Annotated in this window: 9 protein-coding genes; 4 read left to right on the top strand and 5 right to left on the bottom strand. The window is 70.5% G+C overall.

All coding sequences use genetic code 11. The annotated features are described in order from the left end of the window. Window positions 1-84: 84 nt before the first annotated feature. Entirely contained in the window at window positions 85-999 is a 915-nt protein-coding gene (locus J0911_RS19450) for a YobF C-terminal domain-containing protein (protein ID WP_207277164.1), read from the top strand. A gap of 119 nt (window positions 1,000-1,118) precedes the next feature. Here J0911_RS19450 and J0911_RS19445 read toward each other — a convergent pair whose 3' ends face one another. From J0911_RS19445 to J0911_RS19430, 4 genes are all read right to left on the bottom strand, one after another. Continuing rightward, complete coding sequence (locus tag J0911_RS19445) at window positions 1,119-2,342, bottom strand: nucleotide disphospho-sugar-binding domain-containing protein (RefSeq protein ID WP_207277163.1); 1,224 nt, start codon at window positions 2,340-2,342, stop codon at window positions 1,119-1,121. Between the two features lie 11 nt (window positions 2,343-2,353). Continuing rightward, the gene (locus J0911_RS19440; protein ID WP_207277162.1) at window positions 2,354-2,842 is read right to left on the bottom strand and encodes a GyrI-like domain-containing protein; all 489 of its coding nucleotides are present in this window, start codon (window positions 2,840-2,842) and stop codon (window positions 2,354-2,356) included. Continuing rightward, window positions 2,839-5,124, bottom strand: coding sequence for an excinuclease ABC subunit UvrA (locus tag J0911_RS19435; protein ID WP_207277161.1), 2,286 nt, complete (start codon window positions 5,122-5,124; stop codon window positions 2,839-2,841). Before J0911_RS19435 ends, J0911_RS19440 begins: the two co-directional genes overlap by 4 nt. A gap of 139 nt (window positions 5,125-5,263) precedes the next feature. Continuing rightward, window positions 5,264-6,421 (bottom strand): acyl-CoA dehydrogenase family protein, encoded by a 1,158-nt coding sequence (locus tag J0911_RS19430; protein WP_207277160.1) that lies wholly within the window; start codon window positions 6,419-6,421, stop codon window positions 5,264-5,266. 201 nt (window positions 6,422-6,622) lie between these two features. On the opposite strand from J0911_RS19430, the gene J0911_RS19425 reads away from it, so the two are divergent. The 3 genes from J0911_RS19425 to J0911_RS19415 are packed head-to-tail and all read left to right on the top strand — an operon-like array spanning window position 6,623 to window position 9,593. Next, entirely contained in the window at window positions 6,623-7,051 is a 429-nt protein-coding gene (locus J0911_RS19425; protein WP_207277159.1) for an SgcJ/EcaC family oxidoreductase, read from the top strand. Then, entirely contained in the window at window positions 7,048-8,361 is a 1,314-nt protein-coding gene (locus J0911_RS19420) for an FAD-dependent oxidoreductase (RefSeq protein ID WP_207277158.1), read from the top strand. Before J0911_RS19425 ends, J0911_RS19420 begins: the two co-directional genes overlap by 4 nt. Then, window positions 8,358-9,593, top strand: a complete 1,236-nt coding sequence (locus J0911_RS19415) for a cytochrome P450 family protein (RefSeq protein WP_207277157.1) — start codon at window positions 8,358-8,360, stop codon at window positions 9,591-9,593. Before J0911_RS19420 ends, J0911_RS19415 begins: the two co-directional genes overlap by 4 nt. A gap of 93 nt (window positions 9,594-9,686) precedes the next feature. Here J0911_RS19415 and J0911_RS19410 read toward each other — a convergent pair whose 3' ends face one another. Further along, window positions 9,687-11,366, bottom strand: a complete 1,680-nt coding sequence (locus tag J0911_RS19410) for an MFS transporter (protein ID WP_207277156.1) — start codon at window positions 11,364-11,366, stop codon at window positions 9,687-9,689. Window positions 11,367-11,462: the final 96 nt, after the last annotated feature.

Genomic DNA, 11,462 nt, shown 5'->3' with positions numbered 1-11,462 from the left:
ACGTGCGGCATGGGGACGCGGCTATCGCCCCCGCGACGCGCGCAGACCTACGCTCCAAGCATCTCGGCGCGAAGGAGGAGAACCATGTCCAACCCGGGCATCATGTCCTACAACGGCTTCATCAACTACTGCTACGCCGACGCCGCCTCGATGTTCCTGTCGGCATACGGCATCGAAGCGCCGTCCGGCCGTCTCGAGGTGCTCAGCGGGATCTCGCTGCTGGGCGCGCACCGGCTCAGCGAGCCCGACTGCGAGAAGCTCTACCTGTCGCTGGTACCGGACCCGAGCCGGCTGGACCGGGCGTTCTCCCTGCTGGGCCATGGGGCGGAGCGGGAGAACGCCACGGAACCGCTCGAGGCCCTCCGTCGCGGTCTCGAGCACGGGCCCGTCCTGGTGGGGCCGATGGACATGGGAGCACTGCGCTACTTCCCCTATCACCAGCACGCCAACGGCGCCGACCACTACGTGGTGGCGTATGCGGTCGAGGGCGACTCGGTCCGGGTGCACGACCCGATGGGTTACCCGTTCGCGACCGTCTCGGTCGAGCACTTCCTCGACGGGTGGCGCGGCGAGGAGCTTCCCTGCCCCGGCCCGCCGTTCCACATGTGGACCCGGCCGCGGGCGGGCAGGCCGGCCGGCGACGCCGAGGTGTTCGACGCCGCCCTGAGCTGGTTCGAGGAGATCCGGCAGTCCACCCCCAACGGCGCCGAGGTGATCCAGGGATACGCTGACGACCTCGAGGCGGACCGGCTCTCGCCGCGGAGCCAGTCGTTCATGACGATCTTCCTGCTTCCCTCGCAGGCACGCCGGTGCCTGGACTACGCCCAGTTCTTCGGCGAGGGGGGAGCGCGCGAGCTCGCGGAGCGCAAGTTCACCCAGGGACGCCTGATGGGAGAGTCCCTCCAGGCGGGCAACAAGGGCAACTGGAAGCAGGTCGCCACGCTCTTGCGCGAGTACGCCGACATCGAGGACGAGTTGAGCTCCCGGCCCTTCGGCTGAGCGCCGATCCCGCCTGCGGGCCGTCCGCGCGTCACCCTGCCCTCCGCGCGTCACCCTGCCCCCTGCGCGTGACCCTGCCCCGACGCCTCCGCGTGCGGGGCAGGGTCACGCGTGCGCCGTCACGCGAGGAGAAGCTCGGTCAGCCGGGCCGCCGTGGCGTTCGGGGACGGGACGGCCTGGTACCTGGCGCGCAGCCGCGCCGCGTTGTCCGCGTACGAGGAGTCCTTCAGCACGCGCTGCAGCGACCCGTGCAGCCGCTCGGCGTCGAGGTGGTCGGAGTCGGACACGAACTCGCCCGCGCCTTCGTCGACGATGCCGCGGGTCTGGGCGACCGGCCCGAACCAGCGGTCGCTCCAGTAGGTGCTGGGCACGACGAGCTGGGGTGTGCCCGCCTCGTAGGCGGCGGCGAAGGTGCCGCTGCCACCCTGGTGCACCAGTGCGGCGCAGTGCGGGAGCAGCGCGTTGAGCGGCACGAACCGGGTGAGGGTCACGTTGGGCGGGACGGCGGTACCGGGATCGCCGGCGACCGTGGCGATGACGTCGGCGTCGAGATCGGCGACGCCGTCGAGCAGCGCCGTGGACGACGCGTGCGCGACACCCGCCTCCTCGTGCGACAGCCCGAGCGTGATCAGGACGAGCGGGCGCTCCGGGCGCCGGAACAGCTCGGTCTGCCAGGTGCTGGGGCCGTTGTAGGCGAGATGCCGCATGGGCAGGTAGTCGCCCTCGGGGCGCCACACCCACGGCGGCATGGTGTCGATGCTGAGGCTGCCGGTGGCCCGGTCGGGCGCGGGACGGCCGCCGTGCCGCTCGATGTGCGGGTCGAGCCAGGCATGAACGGGGTCGTAGCCGGTGCCTGCCGCCTGGACGAGCTGGCCGATACCGTCGGTGCCGAACAGGATCCGGGCGTGGGGGACGCCCAGGATCGAGGCGAGTGCCCCGCCCACGTAGCACAGCTGGTCCCACACGACGAGGTCCGGGCCCCAGTGGCGGCCGAACTCGACGAGGTCCGCGAGGAGCCGGGGCTCGCAGAGCTGGGAGAGGAAGTGGGTGTTCAGGTACTCCAGCTCGGCGCGGGGGTCGTCGGCGGCGTAGTCCTGCTGGTGCGGGGCGGGCCCGTCGTCCTGAACGTGTGCGGGCTCGTGCGCGTCGATACGCCCCAGGGTCTCGAGCATGTCGATGCCGACCGTGGGACCCGCGAGTCCGACGGCGGACCGTGCGTCCTCCAGGTCCGGGTGGACCGCCACGGCGACCTCGTGTCCCTCGCCGCGGAGCGCCCAGACGAGGGGGACCTGGAGGTACAGGTGTGATCGGAGAGCCGGTGGTGCGATGAACAGGATCCTCATCGTGGTTCCCTTCAGTCGGCGAGCCGGATGGCGACTTCTGTCTCCCACTGCTCGATCGGCACGTCCGGGGGCGAGAAGTAGGTCTCGACCCGCCCGGACCAGACGTCGTCCGATCCGTCGGACGTCACGTCCCAGGACCTTCCCGTGCTGGTTCCCCACTCGACCAGTTCCGCGGTGAGCTCCACGAGCTCGTCGGGGTGGCCCACGTGGCGGACGCTCGCGTACCGGCCGGCGGGCAGGACGTCCGCGACCATCCCGGGCCCCACCGGCGACTCGCCCTCGACGGGGATGCAGCAGGAGACGTCGACGTGGTCGGGGAGCCGGACGACGTGGTACCGGAAGAACGGCGCACCGTTGACCGTGACGCCGTGCTCCTCCAGCCACTCCAGGGTGACGGGGATCTTGTCGGCGACCTCCGGGAACTGGTCGACGTGGATGGTTCGGCGCCAGCCCACGTAGGGCGAGGCCGGCCGGGTGGTGATGACGGGATCGACGGTCACGAGGAATGCTCCTTCAGTGCGAGACGCAGGTGGCGAGCGGTGTGCGTGTCGTGGTCGAGTGCCATCGCCGGCGGGCCGGCGAAGAGGATCCGTCCGCCGGCGGCGCCGGCGTCCGGACCGACGTCGATCATCCAGTCGGCCTGGAGAGCGACGCTCAGGTCGTGCTCGATCACGATCACGTTGTTGCCTTGGTCCACGAGGTGGCGCAAGGCGTCGAGCATGCGGGGGACGTCGGTGCCGTGGAGTCCGGTGGTCGGTTCGTCGAGGATGTAGGTCCGGCCGCCGGTGGCGGTGCGCGTGGCGACCTTGAGTCGTTGCCGCTCTCCCCCGGAGAGGCTGACGACCGGCTGGCCCAGCGTCAGGTAGTCGAGTCCTACCTCCGCCGTCGTGGCCAGCCGTTTGCGGATCCGGCCGGGGCCGAAGAGGTCCTGGGCCGCCGCGACCGAGGTCTGCAGGACGTCGCTGATGTTGCGGCCGTCCACGCGCTTCTCCAGCACCTCGGGCGCGAACCGGTGCCCTTCGCACGCCGGGCACGTGTAGCTGACCGGGTCGAGGTGTGCCAGGTCGAGGAAGATGGCCCCCAGGCCCTCGCACTCGGGACAGGCTCCCCGGGAGTTGGCACTGAACAGTGCCGGGCTGGAGCCGGTGGCCTGCGCGAAGTGCTTCCGGATGTCCTCGGCGATGCCCAGGTAGGTGGCGACGTTGGACCGGCGGTGCCCGCGGGGGACGGTCTGGTCGACGATGATCGGCTTCTGGAGCTGCGGCGCGAGGCATTCCATGACGAGGGTCGACTTGCCGCTTCCGGCGACGCCGGTCACGACGGTCAGGCCCCGGACGGGAAGCTCCACCTTCCCGTCGGGGACGTTGTGGGCGCCGGTGAAGGCCAGCGTGCTGGTCTCGACCTCCGCGGGCTCCGCCATGGTCACCGGAGCCGCGAGGTGGTCGGCGGTCGGGGTGCCCGCTCCGCGCAGGTCTTCCACGGAGCCCTGGAAGACGACGGTTCCCCCTTCTTCGCCGGCTCCCGGGCCGAGGTCGATGACCTCGTCGGCGGCCTCGATGACCGCTCGGTCGTGCTCGACGATCAGCACGGTGTTCCCGCGGTCACGCAGCGACCGGAACAGGTCCAGCAGCCGGGTGACGTCATGGGCGTGGAGGCCGCTGGTGGGCTCGTCGAAGATGTACGTGAGGTCGGAGAGCGACGAGCTGAGGTGCCGGACCAGCTTGAGCCGCTGGGCCTCACCGCCGGAGAGGGTCTGGGTCCTGCGGTCGAGACCCATGTAGGTCAGGCCGAGGAGGGCGATGTTGTCGAGCCGGCCGCGCAGCGCGGAGATCAGCGGACGGACGCGCCGCCCTTCCGGTGTGGCCTCGACGTCGGCGAGGAACTCGGAGAGCTCGTCGACGGTTCCGGTCATGCACTCCACGATGTTGCGGCCGGCCACCGTGTAGGACCTGGCCTGCGCGCTGAGCCGGCTGCCGTGGCACTCCGGGCACGTCGTGCGCGTCATGATCGCGTCGAGGGCTGCCTTGGTCTCGGCGGGGACGCTCCGGCGCGTCTTCTCGATGAAGAGGCGCCGGAACTTCGGGATCAGTCCCTCGTAGTTGAACGTGCCGGTACGGGAACCGTTCTGCACCTTGATGCGCTGTCGCTCGCCGCGCAGCAGGAGTTCCCGCTTCGACTCGGTGTACTGCTCGATGGGAAGGTCGTTGTCGAAGAATCCGGAACTGGCGAAGAAGTTCCAGTTCGCGGAGCCCACGGAGAAGGCCGGAAAGGTGATGGCACCACCGTTGAGGGAGCGGGTCTGGTCGACGAGCTTGCTCTCGTCGATGTCGATGGCCTCGCCCTGCCCCTCGCAGTTCTCGCACCGGCCACGCGGGTCGGAGTAGGACAGCGCCCGGGGGTCGTCCAGCGGAGGTGAACAGGTGCGTGCGAAGAGAAGCCGGAGCATGCCGTAGACGTCGGTGGCGCTGGCGACGGTCGCGCGGCTGTCGGCCGGCAGGGGGTTCTGGTCCACCACCATCGAGGCGGTGAGCCCGTGCATCCCGTCGACGTCCGGCTGCGCGTACCGGGGCAGGGCGGACTGCACGTGCGCCGGGTAGGTGTCGTTCATCAGCCGTTGCGACTCGGCCGTGATGGTGCCGAACGCGAGCGAGGACTTGCCCGACCCCGACACGCCGGTGATGACGGTGATCGCCCGCTTCCGGATGTCCACGGTGACGTCGCGCAGGTTGTTGACCCGGCTCCGTTCGACGCGGATGGTGTCGAATGGCAGGTCACCGGGCATTGCTCCTCCAAGCTCCGGCCTCGTGCGGTCGGGTGCCCAGGGGCCGGCGGGTCGCGATGGTCGTCTGTCGGAGACGATAACAAGCGCCGGGTTTGTTTCGCTCGGTACTCATGGGTTTTCTGCCTGGTAAGAGTGGTTCTCAGAGGTACTGGGTGTGCGGTGCGAGCCCTGCCAGCACACGGCCGTGGAGCTCGCGGTTGGTGGCGGGGTGGATCAGCGCGTGCATGCGCATGGCGTGCAGGTCCCGGGCGATCCGCTGGACGGGGACGTCGGCGTAGATCGACGAGCCGCCGCTGTTGGCGTTGACCACGTCGGCGCTCCGGTGCGCCAGGTCGCAGGCACGTCCCAGGCAGGCGCGTGCGAGCACGCGCCTGCCCACGTCCCAGGACTCGGAGCCGTCGAGCATGTCCGCGAGGCGCTGGGCCTGATAGCGGCTCTCGTCGACCAGCATCGAGGCCTCGCCCAGCGCCAGGTGGGTGACGGGTGCCTCGGCCTGGTTGTCGTACGCCGTGTAGGTGATCTTCCGGCCGGGCAGGCGGTCGAGGAACGCGGACAGCCCTGCCTCCGCGAGCCCGACGGCCACGCCCGCGGACAGGGCAGCGGCGGTGGGCACGAGGGGGGTGGTGAAGACCGGCGTGGTGGCGTTGCTCGCGGAGGCGTACTGCTCGGCGAGCATGGCCGGGAGGGGGACGAAGTTGCGCCGGGGGACGCGCACGTCCTGGGCGATGGTGGTGAAGCTCCCGCTGCCGCGGAGGCCGGAGGTGTTCCAGTCGTCGACGAGCCGGAGATCGCCGATCGGAACCACGCCCAGGACGGGCAGGAGCCCCTGAGGGGTCTCGACGACGGCGATCACGGTCTGCCACGCGCTGCTGGGCGCCCCGCTGATGAACTGCCACCTGCCGTTGAGCAGGTAGTCGTCCCCGTCCTCGGTGACCTGTCCCCCGGGGCTGAGGGTGCCGCAGGTCTGGACCGGCCCGTCGGCGAACACCTCGTCCTGGACCTCGTCGGGCAGCGTGGAGACCATCCACGACGTGATCGCCGAGACCGCGACGACCCATCCGGTGGCGCCGTCGGCCCGCGAGAGCGCGGCGACCCTCTCCAGCACGTCGCGGTAGCTGAGCTCGCTGCCGCCGTGGCGTGCGGGCACACGCATCGCGAAGTGCCCGTCGGCGTGCAGCGCTTCGATCACCGCGGGGTGGGTACGGCGGTTCTCCTCCTGCCAGGCGGTGTGGACGCGGATGGCGTCCCGGAGGTCGTTGCTGAGCAGGGGGCCCTGGGCGGTGGCGAGGTCGGTCATGGTGGATCTCCTTCGCGTACGGGACGACGACGTCCCCGACGTTGGCATGTCGGCGTGCCCGGTGTGCCTTCGATCGTGCGGTCTCGTGGCGGGGGCGGCCGTCTCCGGGCGTGTCGCCCACGGACCGCACGCGGGAAGACGATGCCGAGGTCGCGGACCGCCAGGGTGGTGCCAACCGGTCCACCGAGAGGAGAGGTCACGATGCAGGTTGATCAGCTGCCGGGCGTGGCGGCACCCAGCCCCGAGGACATCGCAGCCGTCACGGAGGTTCCCCAGCGCATCATGGCGGCGTGGGCCGCCCAGGACGGAGTGCGGTTCGCCGACGTCTTCACCGAGAACGGGATCATGGTGCTCCCGGGCCAGTGCGTGAAGGGGCGCGGCGAGATCGCTCGTTTCATGAGCGGTGCGTTCCAGGGCCCGTACCGCGGTACCCAGGTCACGGGTACACCGTTCAACGTCGCGGTGCTCAGCGACACCGTCGTCGTCCTTCACACCCTGGGCGGGGTGCTCGGGCACGGCGAGTCGGAGGTCAGCGACGCCAAGGCGGTCCGTGCCGTCTGGACCGTGGCGAAGGTCGACGGCACCTGGCAGCTGGCCGCCTACCAGAACACGCCGAGGGACACCCCGTGAGCCGCCGCGCGCTCGTCCTGGGCGGCAGCATCGCGGGACTGCTCGCGGGCCGTGCGCTCGCCGACCACGTCGACGAGGTCGTGATCGTCGAGCGGGACGACGTCATCGGGGTTCGGGGGGTGCGCAGGGGCGTGCCCCAGGGCGGCCACGTGCACGGTCTGCTGGCCCGGGGCCAGCAGGCACTGGAGAACTACTTCCCGGGGTTCACCCGTGAGGCGCAGGAGGCGGGGGTGCCGACCGCGGACCTCGGCGAGCTGCGCTGGTTCTTCAACGGGAAGCGCCTGGCCCCGGCCGCGACCGGACTCACCTGTGTCTCGGCGGACCGGCCGGTCCTCGAGCACCTCGTCCGCGAACGCGTCCGCGCACTGCCCAACGTGACCCTCCGTGAGGGGCAGGAGGTGTCGTCACTGGTCTTCGACGACACCCGGCAGACGGTGCTGGGTGCCGTGGTGGCACCGCGCGGCACGGATCGCAGCGAGGTGGTTCAGGCCGACGTCGTCGTCGACGCCCTGGGGCGCGGATCGCCCGTCGCCCGGTGGCTGCACGACGCCGGATACGGCCGTCCCGAGGAGGAGACCGTCAAGATCGATCTCTCCTACACCAGCCGGCACTACGAGTTCGACGACGAGTCGGTGCTCCGGGGAGACCTGTCGATCAACCCGGTCTCGTGCCCGCAGTTCCCGCGCGGAGCCTTCTTCTCGCGAGTTCAGGACGGGGGCTCGCTGGTCTCCCTCACGGGAGTGATGGGTGATCATCCGCCGACGGACGAGGAGGGGTTCCTGGCCTGGGCTCGTTCCATGGAGGTGCCCGACGTGCACGAGGTGATGGACGCGGGCCGTCCCGTGGACGACCCCGTGCAGTTCCGGTTCCCGAAGAGCATCCGGCGCCGCTTCGACCGGATGAGCGACCTGCCGGCGCGTCTGCTGATCGTCGGCGACGCCATGTGCAGCTTCAACCCGGTGTACGGACAGGGCATGACGGTCGCGGCACTGGAGTCGGAGCTGATCGGGGAGCTGGCGGGCAAGGGCGAGATCTCCAGCCGCGAGTACTTCACCCGGGCCGCCGGACTGCTGGACGGTCCGTGGGCCGCGTCGACCAGCGGTGACTTCGCCTTCCTCGGGACGGACCTGCCCGAGGAGATCCGCGAGGCCAACGCGTTCATCGCCCAGGTCCAGGAGGCCGCCACCCACGACCCGGTCGTGACGCGAGCGTTCATGCGCGTGACGGGGCTCGTGGACCCTCCGGAGTCGCTGACCTCCGCCGAGATCGCCGAGCGCGTCCTCGCGCCGAATCCGATTGGACTGTCATGACCAGTACTGCTGCCTGTCCCTATGCCCTCGACCCGGCCGGCACCGACATCCACGGGGAGGCGGCCGCACTGCGTGAGCAGGGCCCCACGCAGGTACGGCTGCCCGGCGACGTCGTCGTCTGGTCACTGAACTCGCACGCGGCGATCCAGCAGGTGCTCGCGGACCGGCGCGTCACCAAGAGCGCGCGCAACCACTGGGCGGAGTTCCGCGACGGGAAGATCCCGCCGGACTGGGAGCTCATCAGCTGGATCGCCATGGACAACATGGTGACCTCGTTCGGCAGCGATCATCGCCGCCTGCGCCGCCTGGTGGCGAGCGCCTTCACCACCCGGCGCACGGAGGCGATGCGGCCGCGGATCAGTGAGCTGGTCACCGAGCTCCTGGACGCGCTCGCGCAGACTCCGCCGGGGGCTGTCGTCGATCTCCGGGAGACGTTCGCCTATCCCCTCCCGGCGCGGCTCGTGGCCGACATGATCGGCATGTCGGAGGACGCCCGGGCCGCGACGGCCAAGGTGATCGACATGATGGTCGACACGACGGTGACGCCGGACCAGGCGGCCCAGGTGCTGCAGGGATGGCGCGGTGCCATGACGGAGCTGATCGAGGAGAAGCGCCGCAACCCTGCCGCGGACATCACCAGTGACCTGCTCGCCTCGCGTGACGAGGACGGTTCGCGCCTCAGCGAGCTGGAACTGATGGACACGGTCTTCGCCATTCTCGGAGCGGGTTCGGAGACCACGATCAACTTCTTCGACAACGCGATCTCGGCGCTGCTGTCCCACCCGGACCAGCTGGCGGCGGTCCAGGCGGGCGAGGTGACCTGGGACGACGTCATCGACGAGACGCTGCGGGTGGAGTCGCCCCTCGTGCACCTGCCGCTCCGCTACGCCGCCGAGGACATCGAGGTCGAGGGCGTGACGATCCGGCAGGGTGAGGCCCTGCTGGTGAACTACAGCGCCGTCGGGCGCGATCCCGCGCTCAACGGTGAGACGGCGTGCGAGTTCGACGTCCGCCGCGAGAACAAGGAGCACCTGTCCTTCGGGCACGGCCCCCACTACTGTCTGGGTGCCGGGATCGCCCGCGCCGTCGCCACCGAGGGGTTGTCACGCCTGTTCGCCCGGTTCCCGCGGATGCGTCTGGCGACGGGTGACGAGCCGCTCCAGCCGCTTCCGACGTTCATCATGAACGGTCACCGGGAACTGCCGGTGATCCTTGAGCCCGGCTCGAGCTGATCCCGGAAGGGTTCGGGCCGGCCCCGGGCGGGAGGGGGCGAGGCGGAGGAGGACGCTTGCGCTCGTCCTCCTCCGCCTCGTCGTCCAGGACGGCTACTTGCCCGCGTCGGCCGGCAAGGCGGCCGGATCGGGCGTCGCGTCGTCCTGGGCGGTACCGGCGTCGTCGGCCCCTCGCCCGACGGCGCCGGCCCCGGCATCGGCACCGTCACCCGCCGGCGGCTGGCCGGGCGGTGGCAGCGGTGCGAGATTGCGCAGCATGATCCCCGCGGCGATCGCCAGGCAGACCATGATGACCGTGGCCGTGACGGCCACGATGTTGAGGCCGTGGGTGAACGCGGAGTCGACGACGGCACGGAACTCGTCGCCCAGCGAGCCGGGCAGTCCCGCCGCCGTACCGACTCCGGCCTCGATGCTCGACTGGGCATCGGCCAGCGCGTCGTCCGGCACGCCGGAAGGCGCCTCGGCGGCGAGCTGGGTGCGGTAGGCGAGGTGGCCGATGCTCCCCAGACCCGCGATACCGAAGGCGACACCCAGTTCGTTGGCCGTCTGCGTGAGCGACGAGGCGGCGGCCGCCCTCCGCGGTCCCACGGCGCCGAGACCGATCGCCGTGCCGAGCCCCATGGGGATGCCGACGCCGAACAGGACGATGGCGTACCCGGCCACGAGCACGGGAAGGCCGGTGTCCGGCCCGATCTGGGCGATGATGACGTAGCCGACGGCCGCGATGGGCAGGCCGAGGGCGATGACCCGCCCGGGCGGCACGCGGCTGGCGATGCCGGGCCCCAGCATGAGCCCGACGATCATCGCCGCCAGCGCCGGCAGCAGCACCAGGCTGGCCTGCAGCGGGGTCCTGTCGTGAACCAGCTGCACGAACACGTTGATCAGGTACGAGCTGCCACCCTGTACCGCACCGCCCATGAGGCCGAGGACGAGCGAGAGCACGAACGCGGGGATGGCGAACAGCTTCAGGTCGATGACGGGCTGTTCCAGCCTGCGCTGACGCAGGACGAAGAGCGCGGCGAGGAGGACACCGGCCACACCGATGGCGATCCTGGTGCCGCCCGTACCGTTCGCGGCGAGTTCCTTCACCGAGTAGGCGACGGCCAGCACCGAGGTCAGCGCGAGGACGACGCTTGGCACGTCCATGGCTCGCGAACCGGGCGTGCGCTGCTCGGGGAGCAGGCGCGGGCCCGTCACCAGAAGCAGGATCGCGACGGGGACGCCGAGCAGGAACACCGAACCCCACGGGAAGAACTGCAGGAGCACCCCACCCAGCGGGGGCCCGATGATCATGCCGAGCATGAACGTGCTCATCCAGGTGGAGATGGCCATGCCGCGCTGGGCGGGGTGCCGGAACATCGTGGCGATGATCGCCATGCCGGACGGCATCACCGTCGCCGCGCCGATGCCCATGACGACTCGCGCGCCGATGAGCATGGCCACGGACGTGGACAGCGCGGCGACCACCGATCCGAGTCCGAAGATCGCGGCGCCGATCATGAGCAGCTTGCGCCGCCCGATCCGGTCGCCGAGCGAACCCATCGTGATGAGCAGGCCGGCGATGACGAAGCCGTAGATGTCGATCATCCAGAGCGCCTCGACCTGGCTGGCGCCGAGGCTCGCGGAGATCGTGGGAAGTGCCAGGTACAGGATGCTCAGGTCGAGCGAGAGCACCAGGTTGGCGAGACCGAGAACCAGCAGCCCCAGCCATTCACGGCGGCCGGCTGCGAGTTCCGGGGGGATCTCCATCCGGGGACGGGGATTGCGGCCCATGCGGGACTCCTTCGAGGAACGAACGGGTGGTACGTGCACTAGGCTGCGGAGGGCCTGTTACGGAATGGTTTCGGACCACGGAGCCTTCGATCGGTC

This window comes from Myceligenerans salitolerans (assembly GCF_017349295.1).
Classification (GTDB): Bacteria; Actinomycetota; Actinomycetes; order Actinomycetales; family Cellulomonadaceae; genus Myceligenerans; species Myceligenerans salitolerans.
The sequence above is the reverse complement of the archived record's forward strand: the minus strand, read 5'-3'. Positions and strand labels throughout refer to the sequence as shown.

Bases quoted from the DNA above. Each gene is read 5' to 3' on its own strand.
- J0911_RS19425 (WP_207277159.1), top strand. From the start codon at position 6,623: ATGCAGGTTGATCAGCTGCCGGGCGTGGCGGCACCCAGCCCCGAGGAC.
- J0911_RS19430 (WP_207277160.1), bottom strand. From the start codon at position 6,421: ATGACCGACCTCGCCACCGCCCAGGGCCCCCTGCTCAGCAACGACCTC.
- J0911_RS19445 (WP_207277163.1), bottom strand. From the start codon at position 2,342: ATGAGGATCCTGTTCATCGCACCACCGGCTCTCCGATCACACCTGTAC.
- J0911_RS19410 (WP_207277156.1), bottom strand. From the start codon at position 11,366: ATGGGCCGCAATCCCCGTCCCCGGATGGAGATCCCCCCGGAACTCGCA.
- J0911_RS19450 (WP_207277164.1), top strand. From the start codon at position 85: ATGTCCAACCCGGGCATCATGTCCTACAACGGCTTCATCAACTACTGC.
- J0911_RS19415 (WP_207277157.1), top strand. From the start codon at position 8,358: ATGACCAGTACTGCTGCCTGTCCCTATGCCCTCGACCCGGCCGGCACC.
- J0911_RS19435 (WP_207277161.1), bottom strand. From the start codon at position 5,124: ATGCCCGGTGACCTGCCATTCGACACCATCCGCGTCGAACGGAGCCGG.